The 20,933-nt window shown below is 62.0% G+C and carries 21 protein-coding genes; 4 read left to right on the forward strand and 17 right to left on the reverse strand.

What is annotated here, in order from left to right:
- The first annotated feature begins 74 nt into the window (after nucleotides 1–74).
- Nucleotides 75–845 carry an SDR family NAD(P)-dependent oxidoreductase gene (locus LDZ28_RS26905; RefSeq protein ID WP_244831681.1) on the forward strand — a complete coding sequence of 257 codons (771 nt, stop codon included), beginning with the start codon at nucleotides 75–77 and terminating at the stop codon, nucleotides 843–845.
- A 4-nt stretch (nucleotides 846–849) separates the two neighbouring features.
- Here the strand turns inward: LDZ28_RS26905 and LDZ28_RS26910 are convergent, their stop codons facing one another.
- On the reverse strand, nucleotides 850–2,016 hold the full coding sequence (locus LDZ28_RS26910; RefSeq protein WP_244831682.1) for a mandelate racemase/muconate lactonizing enzyme family protein: 1,167 nt from the start codon (nucleotides 2,014–2,016) through the stop codon (nucleotides 850–852).
- 157 nt (nucleotides 2,017–2,173) lie between these two features.
- On the opposite strand from LDZ28_RS26910, the gene LDZ28_RS26915 reads away from it, so the two are divergent.
- Both LDZ28_RS26915 and LDZ28_RS26920 read left to right on the forward strand, forming a co-directional pair.
- On the forward strand, nucleotides 2,174–3,070 hold the full coding sequence (locus LDZ28_RS26915) for a LysR substrate-binding domain-containing protein (RefSeq protein WP_244831958.1): 897 nt from the start codon (nucleotides 2,174–2,176) through the stop codon (nucleotides 3,068–3,070).
- Between the two features lie 110 nt (nucleotides 3,071–3,180).
- Nucleotides 3,181–4,704, forward strand: a complete 1,524-nt coding sequence (locus LDZ28_RS26920) for a glycosyltransferase family 39 protein (RefSeq protein ID WP_244831683.1) — start codon at nucleotides 3,181–3,183, stop codon at nucleotides 4,702–4,704.
- Between the two features lie 9 nt (nucleotides 4,705–4,713).
- Here the strand turns inward: LDZ28_RS26920 and LDZ28_RS26925 are convergent, their stop codons facing one another.
- The 7 genes from LDZ28_RS26925 to LDZ28_RS26955 all read right to left on the reverse strand — a co-directional run bounded on the left by LDZ28_RS26925 (nucleotide 4,714) and on the right by LDZ28_RS26955 (nucleotide 11,575).
- Entirely contained in the window at nucleotides 4,714–5,661 is a 948-nt protein-coding gene (locus tag LDZ28_RS26925) for an amino acid ABC transporter substrate-binding protein (RefSeq protein WP_244831684.1), read from the reverse strand.
- A gap of 13 nt (nucleotides 5,662–5,674) precedes the next feature.
- Nucleotides 5,675–6,982 carry a dicarboxylate/amino acid:cation symporter gene (locus LDZ28_RS26930; RefSeq protein ID WP_244831685.1) on the reverse strand — a complete coding sequence of 436 codons (1,308 nt, stop codon included), beginning with the start codon at nucleotides 6,980–6,982 and terminating at the stop codon, nucleotides 5,675–5,677.
- 278 nt (nucleotides 6,983–7,260) lie between these two features.
- Nucleotides 7,261–8,331, reverse strand: coding sequence for an ABC transporter ATP-binding protein (locus LDZ28_RS26935; protein WP_244831686.1), 1,071 nt, complete (start codon nucleotides 8,329–8,331; stop codon nucleotides 7,261–7,263).
- 18 nt (nucleotides 8,332–8,349) lie between these two features.
- Nucleotides 8,350–9,141, reverse strand: a complete 792-nt coding sequence (locus tag LDZ28_RS26940; RefSeq protein WP_244831687.1) for an ABC transporter permease — start codon at nucleotides 9,139–9,141, stop codon at nucleotides 8,350–8,352.
- The gene (locus tag LDZ28_RS26945) at nucleotides 9,138–10,073 is read right to left on the reverse strand and encodes an ABC transporter permease subunit (protein ID WP_244831688.1); all 936 of its coding nucleotides are present in this window, start codon (nucleotides 10,071–10,073) and stop codon (nucleotides 9,138–9,140) included. The genes LDZ28_RS26940 and LDZ28_RS26945 overlap by 4 nt, the downstream gene beginning before the upstream one ends.
- Before the next feature lie 22 nt (nucleotides 10,074–10,095).
- Nucleotides 10,096–11,214 carry an ABC transporter substrate-binding protein gene (locus tag LDZ28_RS26950; protein WP_244831689.1) on the reverse strand — a complete coding sequence of 373 codons (1,119 nt, stop codon included), beginning with the start codon at nucleotides 11,212–11,214 and terminating at the stop codon, nucleotides 10,096–10,098.
- 127 nt (nucleotides 11,215–11,341) lie between these two features.
- A complete protein-coding gene (locus LDZ28_RS26955) occupies nucleotides 11,342–11,575 on the reverse strand; it encodes a hypothetical protein (protein ID WP_244831690.1) in 234 nt (77 codons plus the stop codon).
- Between the two features lie 234 nt (nucleotides 11,576–11,809).
- Here LDZ28_RS26955 and zwf point away from each other — a divergent pair, with 234 nt between their 5' ends.
- Nucleotides 11,810–13,273, forward strand: a complete 1,464-nt coding sequence (gene zwf / locus LDZ28_RS26960; RefSeq protein WP_244831691.1) for a glucose-6-phosphate dehydrogenase — start codon at nucleotides 11,810–11,812, stop codon at nucleotides 13,271–13,273.
- 3 nt (nucleotides 13,274–13,276) lie between these two features.
- Here the strand turns inward: zwf and LDZ28_RS26965 are convergent, their stop codons facing one another.
- From LDZ28_RS26965 to LDZ28_RS27005, 9 genes are all read right to left on the reverse strand, one after another.
- On the reverse strand, nucleotides 13,277–14,275 hold the full coding sequence (locus tag LDZ28_RS26965; RefSeq protein WP_244831692.1) for a GlxA family transcriptional regulator: 999 nt from the start codon (nucleotides 14,273–14,275) through the stop codon (nucleotides 13,277–13,279).
- Nucleotides 14,276–14,369: 94 nt separating this feature from the next.
- Nucleotides 14,370–15,131: a CbtA family protein gene (locus LDZ28_RS26970; protein WP_244831693.1), complete on the reverse strand. Its 762-nt coding sequence runs from the start codon at nucleotides 15,129–15,131 to the stop codon at nucleotides 14,370–14,372.
- 13 nt (nucleotides 15,132–15,144) lie between these two features.
- Nucleotides 15,145–15,354 carry a CbtB domain-containing protein gene (locus LDZ28_RS26975; RefSeq protein WP_244831694.1) on the reverse strand — a complete coding sequence of 70 codons (210 nt, stop codon included), beginning with the start codon at nucleotides 15,352–15,354 and terminating at the stop codon, nucleotides 15,145–15,147.
- Between the two features lie 49 nt (nucleotides 15,355–15,403).
- Nucleotides 15,404–15,751, reverse strand: coding sequence for a nitrile hydratase accessory protein (locus LDZ28_RS26980; RefSeq protein ID WP_244831695.1), 348 nt, complete (start codon nucleotides 15,749–15,751; stop codon nucleotides 15,404–15,406).
- 8 nt (nucleotides 15,752–15,759) lie between these two features.
- The gene (nthA, locus tag LDZ28_RS26985) at nucleotides 15,760–16,383 is read right to left on the reverse strand and encodes a nitrile hydratase subunit alpha (RefSeq protein WP_244831696.1); all 624 of its coding nucleotides are present in this window, start codon (nucleotides 16,381–16,383) and stop codon (nucleotides 15,760–15,762) included.
- Nucleotides 16,384–16,400: 17 nt separating this feature from the next.
- The gene (gene nthB, locus LDZ28_RS26990) at nucleotides 16,401–17,144 is read right to left on the reverse strand and encodes a nitrile hydratase subunit beta (RefSeq protein WP_244831697.1); all 744 of its coding nucleotides are present in this window, start codon (nucleotides 17,142–17,144) and stop codon (nucleotides 16,401–16,403) included.
- 28 nt (nucleotides 17,145–17,172) lie between these two features.
- Nucleotides 17,173–17,676, reverse strand: coding sequence for a DUF1097 domain-containing protein (locus LDZ28_RS26995; RefSeq protein ID WP_244831698.1), 504 nt, complete (start codon nucleotides 17,674–17,676; stop codon nucleotides 17,173–17,175).
- A 34-nt stretch (nucleotides 17,677–17,710) separates the two neighbouring features.
- On the reverse strand, nucleotides 17,711–18,679 hold the full coding sequence (locus LDZ28_RS27000) for a GTP-binding protein (RefSeq protein WP_244831699.1): 969 nt from the start codon (nucleotides 18,677–18,679) through the stop codon (nucleotides 17,711–17,713).
- Between the two features lie 366 nt (nucleotides 18,680–19,045).
- The gene (locus LDZ28_RS27005; RefSeq protein ID WP_244831700.1) at nucleotides 19,046–20,779 is read right to left on the reverse strand and encodes a methyl-accepting chemotaxis protein; all 1,734 of its coding nucleotides are present in this window, start codon (nucleotides 20,777–20,779) and stop codon (nucleotides 19,046–19,048) included.
- Nucleotides 20,780–20,933 lie beyond the last annotated feature (154 nt).

The raw sequence follows: 20,933 nt of genomic DNA on the forward strand, positions 1-20,933 counted from the left end.
CGCGCGTCATCGAAACGACGCGCATGAGGCCGAACCCGTTTCCCTATCTCAACACAACCCGTGGAAAGATTCGCATGAAAGTGGACAAGCAAAGCTTCGCAGGGCGGCACGCGTTCATCACCGGCGGCAGCCGGGGCATTGGCTTTCAGACCGCCATCGCGTTAGGCGAAGCGGGCGCGGCGGTGACCATATCGGACCTGACGGATCATGCGGTGAGCGAAGCCGTCGACAAGCTGCGCGCGGCCGGCGTCGATGCCAGCGGCGTGGTGCTCGACGTCACCGACCCGGATCAATGCGACCGCGTCGCGCTCGAACTGAATGGCGGCGCAGCGGTCGATGTGCTCGTCGCCAACGCAGGCATTGCGTGGCCCGACACGCCCGCCGAGGAGATGAGCAACGAAGCGTGGCTCAAGGTGATCGACACCAATCTCAACGGCACGTTCTGGACGTGCCGCGCGTTCGGGCGTCATATGCTCGCCAAGGGCAAAGGCTCGATCGTGACCGTGGGTTCCATGTCCGGCGTCATCTCCAACAAACCGCAACGGCAGGTGCAATACAACGCGTCGAAAGCGGCGGTGCATCATCTGACGAAGTCGCTCGCGGGCGAATGGGCGGAGCGCAACGTGCGCGTCAATTGCGTCGCGCCGACCTACGTCAACACGGTCATGTCGAACGTGACGGCAAAGGACGAGCGCTTCTTCAAGCCGTGGATGGACAACACGCCGATGCGCCGCATGGTGGAACCGGAGGAAGTGGCATTGGCGATTGCGTTTCTGGCGTCGGACGCGGCGAGCGCAATCACCGGCACCATCCTGCTCACCGATGCGGGCTACACCATCTGGTGACGCGTCACGCCGACAGCTTCGTCATCTCGGCGTAAAGGTCGGCCTTGCCCTCGAAACCGATGCCGGGCAAGTCGGGCATGGTGATATAGCCGTCTTCGACCTTCACGCCATCCGGGAAACCGCCGTAGGGCTGGAACAGATCAGGATACGACTCGTTGCCGCCAAGCCCCAGCCCGGCCGCGATATTCAACGACATCTGGTGCCCGCCGTGCGGAACGCAGCGGCTCGGCGACCAGCCGTGCTGATGCAGCATGTCGAGCGTGCGCAGATATTCGACGAGACCGTAACTCAGCGCGCAATCGAACTGCAGCCAGTCGCGGTCGGCACGCATGCCGCCGTAGCGAATCAGGTTGCGCGCGTCCTGCATCGAAAAGAGGTTTTCGCCGGTGGCCATCGGCTTGTCGTAGTAGTTGCGCAGCGTGGCTTGCAACTCGAAGTCGAGCGGATCGCCCGGCTCTTCGTACCAGAAGAGATCGTATTGCGAGAGCGCCTTGGCGTACTGAATAGCCGTGTCGAGATCGAAGCGGCCGTTGGCGTCCACCGCGAGCTTCTGGCCGTCCTGCAGAATGCTCAGGATCGAATCGATACGGCGCAGGTCTTCATCGAGCGAAGCGCCGCCAATCTTCTTTTTGACGACCGTATAGCCCCGGTCGATGTAGCTGCGCATCTCGTCCTTGAGCTTGCCGTGGTCCTGGCCCGGATAGTAGTAGCCGCCTGCCGCATACACGAACACCTTGCGGTCCGGCTGGCCATTGCCATGACGGTCCGCGAGCAACTGAAAAAGCGGCTTGCCTTCTATCTTCGCGACCGCGTCCCAGATCGCCATGTCGATGGTCCCAATAGCCACCGAACGCTCGCCGTGACCGCCCGGCTTCTCGTTCATGAACATGGTCGCCCACACCTTGTGGGGATCGATGTTGTTGCCGGTATCGTCGAGGAGCGTGCTTGGGTCTGCTTCGAGGATGCGCGGAATGAAGCGCTCGCGCATGAGCTTGCCCTGACCGTAGCGGCCGTTCGAGTTGAAGCCGTAACCGACGACAGGCTTGCCGTCGCGGATCACGTCGGTCACGACCGCGACGAGACTCAGCGTCATCTTGCTGAAGTCGATATATGCATTACGGATGGGCGAACTGATCGGAACGGTCTTTTCGCGGATTTCGACGATCTTCATGAATGTCTCCTGACGGCACTTGCTCATTGAAGACGTTAGGTTAGCCGCGAAATGCCGGGTTAAGATTCAACCACATTCATTTCATTTTTTTCTTAAAGTGAATACTGATTCGGCATCGGACTTCGAGTTCTTCATCTTGCTCGCGAAACTGAAGAGCATGTCCGGCGCGGCGCGCGCACTCGATCTCACGCCGCCCGCAGCGACCAAGCGGCTCGGCATCATGGAAAAGCGGCTGGGCGCGCAGCTCGTCAACCGCACCACGCGCAGCATCAGCCTCACGCCGGAAGGCGAAACCTATCTGCGCTATGCAACGCAGATCGTGGAGCAAGTGCGCGAAATGGAAGAAGCGATCACGGGCGCGCGCACCGATCCGCAAGGGCTGCTGCGCATCAACGCGACGCTCGGCTTCGGCCGCACGACCATTGCGCCGCTCGTGTCCGAGTTTGCAAAGCGCTTTCCTCGGGTCGAGGTTCAGTTCGAAGTGACGGATCGGCCCGTCGATCTGATCGAAGGTGCGTTCGATATGGCGATACGTTTCGGCGAACTGCCCGACAGCCGCTTGAGCGCGAGACGCATCATGAGCAACCGGCGCTTTCTTTGCGCATCGCCGAAATATCTCGAACGCTTCGGCACGCCCGAAAAGATCGAAGACTTGCTGCAGCACCGCTGCATCATCCATCGGCAGAACGACGATGCCTATGGCGTATGGCGATTCATCGACGAAGAGCACACGGAAGCGCTGAAAGTGCGCGGCGCGTTATCCAGCAACGATGGCGATATCGTCCTGCGCTGGGCGCTCGACGGACACGGCATTCTTATCCGCTCGGAATGGGACCTGGCGAAGTATGTACAGAGCGGACGGCTCGAAATCGTGCTGCCGAACGCCGTGCTGCCATCGGCCGATCTCTTCGTCTATTACCCGCGGCAACGCAACCAGACCGCACGCGCCCGTGCGTTTATCGACTTCCTGGTTGAGCGCTTTCAGGCGCCGTTCATTCCCGTCGATGCCGGCAAGCTCGTGCGCGAGCGCAAGAAACGCGGCGCCCGCCGTTGATCCGCTCGTGTACGGGCACGAACGTTCGCATCACGCGCCACGCGACTTGCCTCGTGCGTCGGACGATGCGAGACTCGGCACGCTGAAGTCGCCCGCAAAACGGAGGAGACATGCGGCCAGCCTATAGCCTGAAAACGCATTCACTCGCCGACACCGCGCCACTGCTCCCATGGGCTGCGGCGCTGGCGATTTTGCATATCGCGACCAATGGCGAATACGGCTTTCATCGCGATGAACTGTCCACGTTGGAAGACGCGCGCTCGCTCGCGTGGGGTTACGTCGGCGTCCCGCCGTTCATTCCGTTTCTTGCGCGAGGCGCGTTCGCGCTGTTCGGGCCGTCGCTGACCGGCTTGCGCTTTTTCTCGTCGCTGGCAATGGGCATCGCCTTCGTGCTCACGGGCCTGATTGCGCGCGAGCTCGGAGGAAGCAGACGGGCGCAGATCGTCGCCGCATTGGCCGCTGCTATTAGCAGTGTCGCGTTGAGCGCGGGCGCGCTTTATCAGTACGTCAGTTTCGACTATCTATGGTGGGTCGCGGCCGCATACTGCGCGGTGCGCCTGCTGTCCACGGACGATGCACGATGGTGTCTCGGCGTTGGCGCTGCCATCGGCATCGGCTTGTTGACGAAGTACACCATCGCGTTTCTGGCAGCGGGTATCGCCGCGGGCTTGCTCTTTACACCCGCCCGTCGATACTTCCGCAGCGCGTGGCTATGGCTCGGCGTCGCGCTCGTCGGCGTGATCGTGCTGCCTCACTTGATCTGGCAGTTTCAGCACGACTTCATCACACTGGATTTCCTGCAGAGCATTCACGCTCGCGACGTCCGCATGGGACGCGGCAACGGGTTCCTGCTCGGTCAGTTCTGGATCACGACAAGCCCGTTCACGGTTCCCTTGTGGCTCGCGGGACTCTACTATCTTTTCGCCGTCGGGGAAGGAAAGCGGTTTCGCGTGCTTGGCTGGATGTTCGTCGTGCCGCTCGTGTTGTTCGTCGTGGCGAAGGGCCGCGACTACTATATGGCGCCTGCTTATCCGATGTTGCTCGCGGCGGGCGCGGTGTGGGCGGAGCAACGGATGGCATCGCTCAACATGCGCCACGCAGCGGCGATTCGCTGGTCCGTGTGCGTCGTGCTCGCAATCGGCGCGGTGCTGGGCGCGGCACCCGTACTGCCGATTGCTCCGGTCGGATCGACATGGTGGCGCTTTGCGGATCGCGTCAATGGCGGCAACTTCAACGAAGAGCTCGGGTGGCCCGACATGGCGGAAAGCGTCGCGCGCATTCGCGACACACTTCCGGAGGGGCAACGTGCGAGCGTCGGCATTCTCGTCGCCGATACGGGCCAGGCCGGCGCCATCGATCTATTCGGCGCGCGCTTGAAGCTGCCGAGCCCGATCTCCGGCGCCAACTCACACTGGTTTCGCGGATACGGCGACCCGCCGCCGAAGCCGCTGATCGTCGTGGGTTTTCCGAGCGATATCGTGCAGCGTGAGTTGGCGTCGTGCCGTATGGCCGCGCGTCTCACGAACCGCTTCGGGATTGCAAACAGCACGGTAAGTGGCCGCGATATCTTCGTATGCGAAGCACCGCGCCAACCGTGGCCGCAATTCTGGCGCGGCATACAGGTCTATGGATAGCGCGCATCTTCATTGCGCGTCCGTGCCCGCAGTCGTCTGAATGATGGTCTCGAGTTGCGCGCTCATCGGCAGATTGATGCTCGTGCCCGATGGCAGGCGGCGCAAAAACCAGCGCTTGTATTGCCGGTCCATTTCGCCATCCGCCGCGAGTTCCTGGAACGTGTCCTTCACCACTTGCGCCAACTGCGGATCGTCCTTGCGAAACATGATGCCGTACGGCTCATACGAAAGGTAATCGCCGACCACCCGGTACGACCCGCCCGCGCCCGCGTGCTCGGCAATCAGCCCGTAGAGCAAGACGTCGTCGGTGGCGAATGCGTCGGCATGGCCGTCGGCCACTTGCGCGAAGCCTTGCGCGTGGTCTGGCACGATCTGCAACTGAATGCCGAGCCGGAACTTGCTGTCCAGATCGCGCAGCGCCTTCTCGTTCGTGGTGCCGGCGGTCAACGTGACCTTCTTGCCCGCGAGATCGCGAAACGAGCCGATAGGCGAGCCGCTCTTGACCATCACCTTCGTGCCCGCGACGAAGATGATCGGCGAAAACGCCACGCGTTTCTGGCGTTCGATATTGCTGGTCGTCGAGCCGCATTCGAGATCGACACGGCCGCTCGTCACGGCGTCGATACGATTATCAGGCGTAACCGGCACCCACAGGATGGTCGGCGTCAGGTTGATCGCATCGCCGATGGCCGTCACCAGCGACTTGCATAACTCGATGGAATAACCGATAGGTTCATGGCGCGCGTTCAGATACGAAAACGGCACCGATGCCTCGCGATAACCAATCGCGACGACACCGCTCTTTCGCACCTTCGCGAGCGTTCCCGTGAGCGCGACGGGCGCGAAGCTATCGGGAATAGCGCGTGACGTTTGCGGATCGTCCTGCGCTCGCGCTCCGGCACAGGCGATCAAGGTCCCCGCAAGCGCGAGCATCGAGCAGAATCGCTGCATCTTCATGGCGCGGCTCCGCTTAACCTTCTGCCGGATGGGCGATGGTCGCTTCGAGCTCGGTTTCGATGCGCGCCGCGTTGGCGTCGGCTTCCGCTTCCGTCATCAGTTCGCCCTCCCACTTGGCGACCACCGCGCTCGCAATCGAATTGCCCACCGCGTTCGTGGCGGAACGGCCCATGTCGAGGAACGTGTCCACGCCGAGAATCAACAACAAACCCGCTTCGGGAATGCCGAACTGGTTGAGCGTCGCCGCGATCACGACGAGCGACGCGCGCGGCACGCCGGCCATTCCCTTGGATGTCAGCATGAGCACCAGCAACATGGTCAGTTGCGTGCCGATGGAAAGCGGAATGTTGTAGGCCTGCGCGATAAACAACGTCGCGAAGGTGCAGTACATCATCGAGCCGTCGAGGTTGAACGAATAGCCCATCGGCATCACGAACGCGGAGATCTTGCGCTTCACGCCGAAGCGGTCGAGCGCATCGAGAATCTTCGGATACGCGGCTTCCGAACTCGCGGTCGCGAACGAGAGCATGAACGCTTCTCTTATCAGTCCCAGCAGCTTGAGCACGCGTGGTCCAAGAAACAGGAAACCCGCGAGCGCCAGCAACGCCCACAATATGAACAGGCTCAAGTAGAAGTCGCCCATGAAGACCGCGAACTTGAGCAGAATGGTCAGGCCATTGACGGCGACAGTGGACGCCATTGCGGCCAGCACGGCGAGCGGTGCGAGCTTCATCACGTAGCCGGTGATCTTCAGCATGACGTGCGAGAGCTGGTCGATGGCGGCGACGAGAATCTTGCCCTTGTCGCCCAGCGCGGCGAGCGCCACACCGAAGAACATGGAGAACACGACGATCTGCAGCACTTCGTTATTGGTCATCGCTTCGGCGAACGACCTCGGCACCATGTGACTCACGAAGTCCTTGAGCGTGAACTTGGAAGTCGCCAGATTCGCCGACGCGCCGATATCCGGCAAAGGCAGCCCGAGATTCTCGCCCGGCCTGAGCAGGTTCGACATCATGAGACCGAGCAGCAACGACACGAGCGACGCGGTGACGAACCAGCCGAGCGCCTTGGCAAACACGCGCCCGACCGAGGCTGCATCGCCCATATGCGCAATGCCCACGACGAGCGTGGAGAACACGAGCGGACCGATCACCATTTTGATCAGTCGCAGAAACACGTCCGATATGAGCGAGATGTAGCCCGCGATTTCAGTAGCAGTCTTCTTGTCCGGAAAGCTCGAGTAGATCATGTAGCCGATCCCGATGCCCAACAGCATGGCGACCAGGATCCAGATGGCCGCATTATTTTTTCGGTTCATCTCGAAGCCTCCATTCACTGCTTTGATGGTTTGCGGGATGCAAAGCTCGAAACCGGATGCTGCCGCTTAGTGTGCCTTAACAAAAAGGGAATTGCATTGGCGTAATCCGCCATGCAAGGTGTTTGAATTGCCGGAATCGAAATGCGCGGCGATGACATCGATGCATCGCGTATATATTCGCTACGCGTGCCGCAATGCAGCGACGAGATCGAGTCTCGCGCCTGCCGAACGGCGCCGCGACGCTGGTGCGCTGCGCAACGGCACGTTTGGCGCGTTGCCTAACGCGCGTCCTCGTCGAGCACGAGGAGATTCTCGTGCGAAAAGCCGAGCGCGACCGGCTGGCCGCGTTCGGGCAGCAACCGGTTCGGGTCGTTGAAGACATCGAGCGAGACTACCGCGTCTTTCACGCGCGCGCGGATACGCACCACCGCGCCGAGGAAGCTGATTTCCTCGACGGTTGCCGCCAGCGAATTGCGGCCGCTCGCGGGCGGTTCGAGCACGATCGCTTCGGGACGCAAGGCGAGAAGCCGCTCCCGGCCGGCATCGTCCGATGGCAACTGGCGCGACGTCACGAGTTCCTGACCGTCCACGGCCATGCGTCCGGTCGCGGGATCGATCACGCGGCCCGCAAGAATGTTGAGCGTGCCGACGAAGGAGGCGACAAAGCGCGTGCGCGGAAAGTTATAGATGTTGAGCGGCGGCCCGACCTGTTCGACGCGTCCCTCGTTCATCACGACGATGCGATCCGAAATGGATAGCGCCTCTTCCTGATCGTGCGTGACGAAGATCGACGTGATTCCAAGTTCGCGCTGTAACGCGCGAATGTCTTCGCGCAACGAGACGCGGATCTTCGCATCGAGCGCGGACAGCGGTTCATCGAGCAGCAACACTTGCGGCTTGCTCGCAAGCGCGCGCGCCAGCGCCACGCGCTGTTGCTGGCCACCCGACAGTTGCCACGGATAACGCTCGGCAAGATGCGGCAGCTTGATCAGTTCGAGCATTTGCGCCACGCGCTCGTCCATCTCCTTCTGCGGACGCTTCGCCACTCGCAGCGCGAAGCCTATGTTCTGCGCCACCGTCATGTTCGGAAAGAGCGCATACGATTGAAACACCATGCCGACGGCTCGTTCGCGCGTACGCAGATGCGTGACGTCGCGGCTATCGAGACGAATGGTGCCGCGCGTGGGCGTCTCGAAGCCCGCGATCATGCGCAGCACGGTCGTCTTGCCGCATCCAGAAGGACCGAGGAACGTGATGAACTCGCCGCGCTCGATCTTCATGTCGAACTGATGCAGCGCGATGTTCGGCCCGAACGCCTTGTGAAGATTGTCGATTTCGAGAAATGCCATGCGTCGCGTGCCTCAGGCTCAAGTTTTCTGGCCGGCCAGCGCGCGCGCCGAACCGAATACCTGGATCAGTCCCATCGAGGCCCAGGTGACGACGAACGCGATGATCGCGAGCGCCGACGGCTCGTAGGCACGGTTCGCACCGATCAACTGCAGATACGGGCCGAACGCCGGACGATCCAGCAGGCTCGCGAGCGTGAACTCGCCGATGACGACCGCAAAGGTAAGGAACGCGCCCGACAGAATGCCCGAGCGCACATTCGGGAAGATCACTTTGAAAAGTATGGTCGCGCGGCCCGCGCCCAGACATTCGGCGGCTTCGGTGAGCGAGCGGATATCGACGGCGCGCATGCCGGCGTCGACCGCGCGATACATATACGGCAGCGACAGCGTGACATAGCCGAACACGAGCAACAGGTCGGTCGCGCGTTCGTTGCCGGTGAGCGGCAGGATCGAACTGCTGTTGTAGATGCGCAGATAGCCGAACACGATGACGATGGCCGGAATCACGAGCGGCAGCAACGTGATGAACTCGACCACGGGGCGCAGCTTCGGCAAGCGCAGCTGCACCCAGTAAGCGGTCGGCACCACGAGCAGCACGCCGATCACGATGGTGAGAAAGCCCATCAGCACCGAATAGCCGAACGACGCCTGAAAATGCGGATCGCCGAGTACGACGCGATACGCGTCGAAGCTGTATTCGCCACGACGCATGCGCAGACTGAACTCGAACGTGGCGATGAGCGGAATCAGGAAGTACAGCGAGCCGACGATCATCGCGATGGCGGCGCCCGCGCGCGACTGCGATTTCATCGGCGTCCCCTTTCGGCGCGCGCACGCAACCAGATATAGCCGCCGTTCGAAAGCCCCGTCACCACGATCATGCCGAGCGCGAGCGCGTAACCCAGGTTCTGGTTATGCAGCACGTCGCCGCGAATCTGCGCGTACAGCAGAATGGTCACGATATTGAGCGAGCTGCCGGTCAACGCATAAGCCGTGGCGACCGCGCCGAACGCGTTGGCGAACAAGAGCAGCGCCGCGCCCAGCAAGCTCGGCCACAGCACCGGCAAGCCGACATAACGCCAGTACTGCGCCGATGTCCCGCCGAGGCAATCGCAGGCTTCGCGCCATTCGCGCTTCAGACCGTCGAGCGCGGGCGTGATGATGAGCACCATCAACGGAATCTGGAAATACAGGTATGTGATGGTCAGTCCGGCGAAGCTCAGAATGCTGAAGCCGGTGGAATAGAGATTGAAGCCGAGGTACTTGCGCGCCAGCACGGTGACGAGACCCACGCGCCCCAACGTGCAGATGAAAGCGAACGCGAGCGGCACGCCCGCGAAGTTCGACGCCACGCCGGAGAAGGTCATGAGCGTCGGGCGAATCCATGCGGGTAACTGGCCTTTCACCGCCGCCCACGCGAGCAGCGAGCCGAGTATCGCGCCGCCCGCGGCCGACGCCGCGCTGACTTTCATGCTGATCCAGTAGGCATCGAGCACGCCGGGCTGGAACAACTCGCGGAAATTGACGAGCGTGAAGTGTCCCTGCGGGTCCTGGAACGCGCCCACCATCAAGAAGCCCGTGGGCAGCAGAAGGAATAGCAGCGCGAACACGAAGAACGGCAGCACGCCGATATACGTGAGCCAACTCGCGCCGCCGCTTGCGCGCGCGGCACCGGCCGGCGGCACGGGCGCGGCCGGCGCCAGCAGATCCGGCCCGGCGCCTTGCGGAGGAGAGACGCTCATCGCGGGATCTCGTGCGTCACGCTTACTTCACGTTCGCGCCGACGATCTGATCCCAGCCCTTGGTGACGACGTCCTTGGTGGCGTCCTGCTGCGGCAGCGTCGGGAACACGACGCCTTTATACGCCGATGCGGGCGGCAGCTTGTCGAGCAGCGCCTGCGGCACCTTCTTCTGCGCCACGAGTTCGTTGTAGCGCATTGGGTGGCAATAGCCCGCGAGCCAGCCGAGTTGGCCTTCGTCGGAATAGAGGTATTCCATCCACAGCTTCGCGGCGTTCGGATGCGGCGCAAACGCGCTGATCGCCTGAACATAGACGCCCGCCACGACACCCGTCTTCGGCACGATTACCTGCACCTTCGGGTTGCCCTTGAGCGTGTCGCGGTCGGCGAGCGCGTTGTAGTCCCAGCGCACGATGATCGGCGTCGTGCCTTGCGCCAGCGACGCCGCCTTGCCGATCACCGGCACGAAGTTGCCGCTCTTGTTCAAATCGGCGAAAAATTTGAGTCCAGCCTGATCCGCCTTGCTTGCGTCGCCCTTGGTCTGCGACAAGCCCGCCGCATAGACACCCTGAATGGCCTGATTCGCCGAACGTGGATCGCCCGCGAGCGAAACCGCGTTGCGATAGTCGGCCTTCTGCAAGTCGCTCCAGTCGGCCGGCGGCTTGTCGATCATGTCGGTGTTGACTTCGAATGAAAGCACGCCGTAATAATCGCCGTACCAGTAGCCTTCGGCGTCCTTGGATTCGGCGGGAATCGCGCTCCACGTCGACACCTTGTACGGCTGCAACAGGCCTTCTTTCTTCGCCGTCGGGCCGAACGAAAGACCGACGTCGATCACGTCCGGTGCCTGCGGTCCCTTGTTGCCTTTGTTGGCCTTGATCGCTTCGATCTCGTCGCCCGAGCCTGCGTCGGGGTTGAGTTCGTTGACGCGAATGCCGTACTTCTTCTGGAACCCGGCGATGACCGCGCCGTAACCGCACCAGTCATGCGGCAGTGCGATGGTGGTCAACTGCCCTTCCTGCTTCGCGGCTGCGATGAGCGCATCCGTTGGCGCCGCCACAGCCTGACCGATGCTGCCCGCGGCCAATCCAGCCGTGGCGCAGATGCACAAAACACGGCCTGTCCCGATACGCTTCATCGTCATTCTTGTCCTATACCGGAAGGTATTGCGTTGATGAGTTCCGCCGATTGCCGATGCAGGCTAAAGTCAATCAGCGCGTTTGGCAAGCCGCCAAAAAAGCCGGCTCCATGCGCGGCATCGGCGGCACCCTTCAGTTCCTCGAAGGCTCGCTGGGCGGCGCGCGGCCCGTGCCGAACGTCGTCGCGACCACGATTGGACTCAGCGCCGCGAGGATCGCGCTGAAGCGCATCGTCGAAGCAATGCCGAGATGTTCGACGACCGCGCCGCCACCGAGCGAACCGAGCGCAATCGCGCCCACGCCGCTGCGTTCCGGCTTGACGCCGAGCGCGTGCCCATTCGCGCGGTGTCTCCCACGCGACGGCATCCGAGTCCGAAGGTGCGGCTCTTTATCGATCGACTCGTCGATGCATGGCAGCCCGAACCGCCGAGGGAACGCGAGCTGCGTTGAAGCACAATCCCGCAATGTGGACCACGCGCGAACGCGCTTCGAATGCGCTTTATTGAATCGCGCACGCCTGAGCGATACTGACACTGTCGGAACGCATGAGACGCGACGCTGTTGCTGACGAGCCGTGACAACCCACCGAGGATTCGCACGATGGCCAAGATCTCCGCAGGCGTAGGTCCGAAGTTTCCGCAAGTGGTCGTGCTGTTCGGCGCCACGGGCGATCTCGCACGACGCAAGCTGTTGCCTGGCCTCTTCCATCTGTCGAATGCGGGGTTTATCCCCGGCTGCAAGATCATTGCCGTCGCGCTCGACGACATTCACGTGGACGACTTCCGCGTCACGGCGAAAGGCGCGCTCGACGAGTTTTCGAGTCGTAAGGTGACGCCGCAAGAGTGGGACACGTTCGCCGCCAATCTCGATTACGTGCCCCTGACAGCCGGCGCCGCAACGTTGAAGGCGGCGGTCCTGAACGCCGAGAAAAGCTTCGGCGGCGAATGCCGGCGCCTGCATTATCTGAGCGTTCCGCCCAACGCCGCGCTTTCGGCGGTCGGCATGCTTCACGAAGCGGGACTCGTGGAACGCTCGCGCATCATCATGGAAAAGCCTTTCGGCACCGATCTGGCAAGTTCCGTGTCGCTCAACGCGCACTTGCACGAGGTCTTCGAAGAGGCGCAGATTTTTCGCATCGATCACTTTCTCGGCAAGGAACCGGCGCAGAACATCCTCGCATTCCGCTTCGCCAACGGCTTGTTCGAACCGATATGGAATCGCAATTTCATCGATCACGTGCAGATCGACGTGCCGGAAACGCTCGGCCTCGGCAAGCGCGCGGGCTTCTACGAGCAGACGGGCGCGTTTCGCGACATGGTCGTCACGCACCTGTTCCAGATTCTCGCGTTCATGGCAATGGAGCCGCCCACATCGCTGGAACCTTCGCCTATCAGCGAGGAAAAGAACAAGGTTTTTCGCAGCATGTTGCCGATTCAACCTAACGATGTCGTGCGCGGTCAGTACACGGGTTATCGGACCGAGGAAGGCGTGAGCGCCGAGTCGGAAACAGAGACCTTCATTGCGCTGAAATGCTCGATCGACAACTGGCGCTGGGCGGGTGTGCCCTTCTATCTGCGCACCGGCAAGCGGCTCGCGGAAGGCCAGCGAATCATTTCCATTGCGTTTCGCGAGCCGCCGAAGAGCATGTTTCCGGCCGGTTCGGGCGTGGGTTCGCAGGGACCGGACCATCTGACCTTCGATCTCGCCGATGCCTCGAAGATGTCGCTCTCGTTCTATGGCAAGCGGCCCGGCCCCGGCATGCGTCTCGACAAACTGAGCCTGCAGTTCGCCATGCGCGACACGGGCTTAATCGGCGAAGTGCTGGAAGCCTACGAGCGCCTGATTCTCGACGCCATGCGCGGGGATCGCACGCTGTTCACGACTGCGGAAGGCATCGAGCGGCTGTGGGAAGTATCCACGGCGCTGCTCGAATCGCCGCCGCCCGTGCGGTTTTACGCGCCGGGTTCGTGGGGGCCGAATGCGATTCATCAGCTCGTCGCGCCGCGTGCCTGGCGGCTGCCGTTTGAGCGTGCCTGGCGCGATCCGAACGCGCTCGGAAGCTGATCCTCAGGCGCGTCCGTTGGCTGCCTGAACCGTGTCGGCTTTCGATCTGAACCGGTCGCGATAATCCACCGGATTGATACTGAGCCGCCGAAAGAAGGTTCTGCGAAAGCCGTCGGTATCCTCGAAGCCGCAGCGGCGCGCAATTTCCCGCATCGGCAATTCCGTGGCTTCGAGATAGTGCCGCGCCGCGTCGATGCGCGCATTGGCAAGGAAGGTCATCGGCGTCGTGCCGCAGTCCTTCGCGAAGATGCGCGAGAGATTGCGCGCGCTCATATGCGCGCGGTCCGCAAGCGATGCCACCGTATGCGCGACATGCAGGTTGTCGAGCATGAACTCCTGCAGTGCCATGGTCTGCGATCCGGGCGCGGCCTGCGTTTCAAGGAGCGGGCTGAACTGCGACTGACCGCCCGCGCGCCGCAGATAAACGACCAGATACTTGGCGACATCCAGCGCCATCTGACGGCCGAAGTCGTCTTCGATCATTGCGAGCGACAAGTCGATACCGGCCGTGACGCCCGCCGTCGTGAAGATGTTGCCGTCACGAACGAAGATGTGGTCCGGCTCGATCCGCGCGCGCGGAAACGTCGCGGCGAGCCGCGGCACGTCCATCCAGTGCGTGGTCACGACTTTGTTGTCGAGCAGTCCCGCCGAACCGAGCGCGAAGAGACCATTGCAGATCGCCGATACGCGACGGCATTGCTTGTGCTGCGCGCGCAGCCACTCGCTGAGCGCGGGATCGTCGAAGGCGTCGAAGATACCGAGCCCGCCCGGAACGATGATGGTGTCGAACTCGGGGCAGCGGTCGAAGATGGTGCGATCCGGTACGGTCGTGAGGCCGCTCGACGACTGCACGCTGCCGCGCGTGGTGCCGACCGTCATCATTTCGTACTCGCATTCGCCCTTGCTCAACACGCGGACTTCGGCAAAGGCGTCCTTCGGCCCGGCGATATCGAGCAACTGGAACCCGGGAAAGACGAGCATGCCGACCTTGATGCGTTTCATCGGAGTTTTGGTGTCCGTCTGAAAGCGGGCGGCGGCGGAACACCGTCGCCCTGAACGATTAGTCTAACCGCCCAAAAACACGCGGTCGCGCATGTCATCGATTGCGCACCGCCGGCGCGAAAGCCGGTGCCTTGCGAGGCTGGCGAGCGCCGGCGAGTTCGCTACGCTCGGCGAGCACACCGAACAGCGCGCCAATGGTCGTCCAGACGATCGCCTGCATGCCGATGGACGCCATCCTGAACTTCCACAGCAGCGTGGCGGGAAAGCCGGCCGGCACTTCGTCGATCCCGGGCAGCACGACGATCATCACGGCAAGCATGACGCCGAACGCGAGAATACCGACGAGCGTTCCGTTCCACTGCCCGAGCTTCCTCGCCGCGACACTGCGCACGTTGAGCGACAACAGCATGATCGCAAGCGAGATGGCGATGGTCAGAAAGAACAGCGCCGTGCGATAACCGATGGTTTCCGGGTCCCCGACCGATGGCGGATTCGCCGGATAGACGAGGCTCGGCACCACGACGAGCGATACGAACGCCGCAAGCGCCATCCACGCGGCAAGCGGCCGTGCGCCGAGCTTGCCCACCCTGCCCCACGCATATGCGAAGGCAAGCGCGAAGAGCCCGCCGAAAGCCGCACCATAGGCCACGACACCCGTCAGCAAGCCCATGCCCGCCTGCGTCTCGCGACTGACGAGTTCGGGCTCAAGCGCATCGCCGTGAGCGGCGTGCGCGTGCTCTTCAATTGCAATCGCGCGTTCGACTTGCGGTTCGCCCACCACTCTCGCGAAACCGAACGCAAGCAGTCCCGCGACCACGCCCGCGAGCATGCCGCGCATCAACAGTTTGCCGACCATGATCGTCTCCGCGTCAATGACAGGGAAAGCCGAGCAGATGGCGTCCATCGTGCACGAACTCGTGAACGTACATGCCGGACACGATCGAGGTCGCGCCCTCTTCCGCGCCGACGAAATACAGCGCGAGCAACATCAAGAGACCGCCGAACACGATCCAGGGTAGTAGCTCGCGCAACGGGATTGGCGTGACCGGTTCGGTAGGAAAAGCAATAGCGTCGTTCATTGAAGACCTCGTTTGAATCGATGATGATGATTGGATGGATGCGCAAGACTCAGGCGTCAACGTTGACGCGCCGCGCCGTCACGACCTTCAGGAGTTCATCGCGCGACAACACGCCGCTCGTTTCGACCACGTTCAAAAGCGCTTCGAGAAAGCGTTCGTAGTAGTCCCAGCGCGGCTGGTCGATGCAACCGATAGCTTCCCACTGTGCAATCGATGCAATCAAGCTCTGCCGGAAGTCCTCCCACTCGAAGCAGCCCGCTTTCGATAACGACAGCGCAAGCCCGAACACATCGCGCTCCCAGCGGTTGGTGAAGAACAGCTTGCCGTCGAGACGCGGCGGCGAATCGGGCGCGCCGAGCATCGACGTCGCCGCGTATTCCTCGAATCGAGTGAACATGACGGGCCTCAGGTCGTGGGCGCTTCGATGAGGGCGACACCCATCATCGATTCCGGCGTCACGAGCGCGGCGAGTTCCGCTTCGCTCATGTGCTCCGTGTTGGCGGGACGCTCGGGCACGACGAACCAGCGGATTTGCGCGCTGCTGTCCCACACTTTCACTTCCTTGTCTGCAAGCACGTTCACGCCGAATTCCGCCAGCACGGCACGGGGCTCGCGCACGCCGCGTGCACGAAACACGGGGTCCTTGTACCAGTACGGCGGCAAGCCGAGAACCGGCCACGGATAGCACGAACACAACGTGCAGATGATGAGGTTATGCACGTTCTCGTCGTTGGCGACGGCGGCCATGTGCTCGCCTTCCGCACCCGTCATGCCGAGCGGCAGTGCAAGCTCCGCGATGGCCTTCGGTGTGTCGTCGACGAGGCGCTTCTTGTACTCCGGATCGGTCCATGCGCGCGCCACGATCTTCGCGCCATTGAACGGCCCGGCCATGGTTTCGAAGTGCTTGAGCACGGCATCGACGGAATCGCTCGCGATCACGCCCTTCTCGATCAACAATGCTTCCAGCGCGCGCACCTTTGCCGCGCTCGACGCTTCGCGGTCGTCGGGAAATTCAAAGAGTTGGCTCATGCTGCGGTGGCTCCGAATCAGTTGGCCGCTTGTACGTAGGCTTCGTACAAATCGGCATAAAGGGTGGTGTTCGCTTCGCTCTTGTCGGCGCCCCAGATGTCGGCGGTATCGAACGCAATGCGATACACGGGCATGGGCGCGCCTATACCGTCCGGTCCCGTCGATACGAAATACGAGAACGCGCCCGGATACACGAGATCGACGACGCCGGTCTTGTTGCGCAGATAGCCGGGCAGACGCGTGTGATCGACCGCTTCGGGGTCGGCTATGCGTACCGCGTCGCCCTTCGCAAAACGCGCGGCGCTTTCGAGCGCGTGATAACCGGAGTCGCCGTTCGTCAGATACGCGTCGATCTGCGCGGTGAGCGCGGCGTCGGGTTTCCCAGGCAGCGCGGCATCGGGGTTCGCGCGGTAGTGCGCGGTCTTTTGCGCGAGTTCGTCGGCCGAGATGTAGCCTTGATCGACGAAGAACTGCGAGATGCCGCCGAGCCACTTCTCGTAGTACCGATACTTGAAATACTCGAACGGCTGCATGTCTTCCGCGCCCGTGCGCAGCGACGCCCACGTCCAGTCGTTCTTGAATGTCGTCGGCAGCGTGTCGACAGGATAGCGATGCAGCGCATTGGAGAGATGCGCGCTTTCCGCCATCATCACGGTATGAATACCGAAGATGCGCGTCTCCCACGGTTCCACGAACACGCGCCGTTCGGTGCTGACGGGGCCGAGATTTTCGATGCCGCCAAGATGATGCTGTAGTTTCACGATGTGCTCCGTGCGTAAAGAAACGAGTTCAGCTCAGCCGATGCTCGCGTTTGAACAACAACGCTTCGCCGACCACTTCCGACACGAAGCCGAAGACCGCGCCCGTCACGAGCGCCGCTGCGGCCACGAGTGCAGGATTGCCGATGCCAGCGGTCGTGATCGCCTTGCCTGTCGCCACCGTCGTGCCGACCGTCGATGCAAAGCCCCACACGATGGCCGGCAAGACATCGAGTAATCTGATCTTTGCTGCCTGCACCATCGCCGCGCTGCCGATGCCGACGAACACCGCCGCCGCAAACGCGCCACCGCTCGTCGTCGCAATGCAGAGCAACGTGAGCGATGCGATGACCAGCCCCGTGAGATTCGACGCGACGCTCTTCACGAAGCCCGCGCGACCGCCGCCAAGCACGAAGAACGACGCCCATGCAATGAACGTCACCCAGACGGGTACGGGAAATACGGTCCCGGTAAGCCATGTATCCGCGACGGCCAGTACGCCAATGCTCAATGTGTATGCTTCGGGCTTTTTCATGCGCGTGCTCCTCTATAAGAAATGAATGAATGGGTCAATGCATGCAGGAAAGAAGTCCATCGCGCATGTGCCGTGCGTCGATGTTTCTGCCGATCATCACGAAGCGGTTCTCACGCGCTTCGTCGCGCTTCCATGCGCGGCCGAAGCTCGCATCGAGCAGCATGTGGACGCTATGAAAATGCAGACGCCTTGCTTCCTCGTGCACGTTGAGCACGCCTTTCATGCGCAGCAGTTGTTGCCCCTGCGTCTGCACGAGCTGGTTGATCCACTGATTGAAGCGGCTTGCGTCAATGGCGCCTGGAACGACGATCGCGCAAGAAGCGATGCTGTCGTCGTGTTCGTGATCGTGGCCTTCTTCATCGAGCAAACCGGGTTCGACGGCGAGCAGGTTATCGAGCGAGAAACTCCGCACGCCGAGCAATGCATCGACGTCGACGGCTGAATGGTTCGCGAAGTCGATCTGCGCGGTGGGATTGATTTGCCGGAGTTCTTCGACGAGCGCGGCCACTTTCGCGGGCACGGCCACATCCGTCTTGTTGATGATGATGCGGTCCGCAAACACGATTTGTTCGCGCGCGATGTCATCGTGAAGCTGGGCGGATGCGTGCATTGCATCGACAACGGCTATGACGGCTTCGAGTTCGAGACGTTCGCGTACGTCGGGGTCTGCGAGAAAGGTCTGTAGCACGGGCGCGGGATCGGCGAGCCCGGACGTTTCGATGATCAGCCGTTCGAGCCGGTCGCCGAAGCGCGTGAGCAGATCGCGCACGCTTGCGACGAGATCCGTTCGGACCGTGCAGCACACGCAACCGTTATTGATCTCGATGACGGCTTCTTCGTCGGCGACGATCAACTGACCGTCTATGCCGACTTCGCCGAACTCGTTGACGACGATGCCGATCTGCATCGGCCGCGTTGCATCGAGAATGTGATTGACGAGCGTGGTCTTGCCCGCGCCAAGAAAGCCGGTGACGACGGTAGTGGGAATTCTGCGGATTTGCATGGCGGAGTCATCCTTGGCGCGTGCTTCGCAGCGATGCGCAGTTTGTGAACGGATGACTCTTTAGCGACTTCCACGCCGTGTTTGGCGAGGTGGCTGTGTGCTGTCGATTGTTGGCGGGGTTGGGAAGGGTTTGTGGCCGTTTCGGTCGCTAGCGGCTGAGACGGACACAAGTGGCCGTTTGGTGGCGTGCTCGAGTTAGCGCCGCGTTGCGCGATGGCGGCGCATGGTGGAGCGGGAATGGTGCGGGACGTGCTGCCTGGGTGTGCACTTGAAGAGGTGTGAGGAATGGTTGCGATTGCTTCGTGAGAGCGCCACGATTCCCACCATCCACGCCTGCTGACGCGGATGGCTCGCTCGCTCGCGCTCTCAGAACGTCTGCCAGTCCCCTTCCGCGCTCGCAGTCGCTGCATGCGTCGGCGCAGGTTTCGGCGCTGTCTTCGCGGAGGCACGAGGCTTGGTCGGCGCTGGAGCGCGAGGTTTGAGAGCGACGCGAGACGAGCTCGTTGGCTTCGCCGCCGTGGATACCGGAACCGCGCGCGCAGCCGCTGCATCCACCTTGAATACCGCGACGAGATCACGCAACGAAGCCGACTGCGACGCCATGGACTGCGCGGCCGCCGATGCTTCCTCGACGAGCGCCGCGTTCTGCTGCGTCATTTCATCCATCTGCATGACTGCGGTGTTGACTTGTTCTATGCCATGATGCTGCTCGCCCGATGCCGAGCTGATCTCGCCCATCAGATCGGCCACGCGCTTCACGGCCTGCACGATCTCCGTCATCGTGCGGCCCGCGTTGTCCACGAGCGCCGAACCATTGTTCACGCGTTCCACGGACTCGGTGATCAGATCCTTGATCTCCTTTGCGGCCGTCGCGCTGCGCTGTGCAAGCGTGCGCACTTCGCCCGCCACCACCGCGAAACCGCGACCTTGTTCGCCTGCGCGCGCGGCTTCCACGGCCGCATTCAATGCGAGGATGTTGGTCTGGAACGCGATACCTTCGATGACCGAGATGATCTGCGCGACTTGCTCCGAGCTGCCGGAAATGCCGTGCATCGTATCGACTACGCGGCTGACCAGTTCGCCGCCGCGCGCTGCTGTTTCCGACGCCTGCGCGGCCAGCGCGTTGCCCTGACTCGCATTGTCGGCGTTTTGCTTGACCGTCGTGGTGAGCTCTTCCATGCTCGCGGCCGTTTCTTCAAGCGAAGCGGCCTGCTCTTCCGTGCGCTGACTCAGATCGGTGTTGCCCGATGCGATTTCCGCCGACGCCGTCGCGATGCCTGCGCTACTCGTCAGCACGCGGCTCACGAGATCGACGAGGCGCTCGTTCATGTGGCGCAGCGCGCCGAGCAACTGACTCGTCTCATCGCTGCCTTGCACTTCGATTACTGCGGTGAGATCGCCACGCGCGACCGTTTCCGCTATTTCCACCGAACGGCGGATGGGCCGCGTGATCGACACCGTGATTGCAGACGCGATTCCCGCGCCCAGCACGATTGCCACCGCGATGAGACCGACCGTCCATGCCATCGTGCTTTGATAGGACGCATGCGCCTTTTCCATCTCGGCGGTCGAGCCCTCGTGATTCAGCTTGATGTCGACGTCGATCAACTCCTGCACGTCTGCAAATGCCTTCGCGGAAGGGCCGCCGGCCAAGTTGCGAGCCTCGGCCATGCCTGTGTCGCCGGATTCGGTGAGCGACTGAATCTTCGCATCGAGTTCCAGATACTGCGCCCATGCCGACTTGATGCCGCTCGCAACCCGCTGCTCTTCGGGCGACGAGACGAGTTGCGCATAGCCGTCGAATGCCGCGGCAAATTTGGAAATTAGCTGCGTATGCTGGTTAATCACGGTCTTGCGATCGGACGCGTCGCTCGTGACGAGCGCACGTAAGGACGTGCGTCGCACATCGTCCGCGAAACCGCGCACCTTACCGAGCGCCTCGACGCTCGGCAGCCAGTTCTGGCCCATCTCGCGCGTACCGTCATAGATGCGCGATGCCTGAACGAGACCGATGCCACCGACCGCGCACAGCAGCAACAAAACGACTGCAAAACCAGCGCCCAGGCGCCGGCCGATTTTAATGTTGGAAAGGAATGCCATTGGAGATCGAGAGGGGACGTTGTAAAAGATCACTGCATATCGTCACTGCCCCCGCTCGACTGGAGCTTTGTTTCAAATCTGACTAAACACATACTGATTGCTTTCGATGCCATGTTTTGCTCGCGATGGCATTGAAGTAATCCATGCATATGCT

The sequence above is a fragment of the Caballeronia sp. TF1N1 genome (genome assembly GCF_022878925.1).
Lineage (GTDB): Bacteria > Pseudomonadota > Gammaproteobacteria > Burkholderiales > Burkholderiaceae > Caballeronia.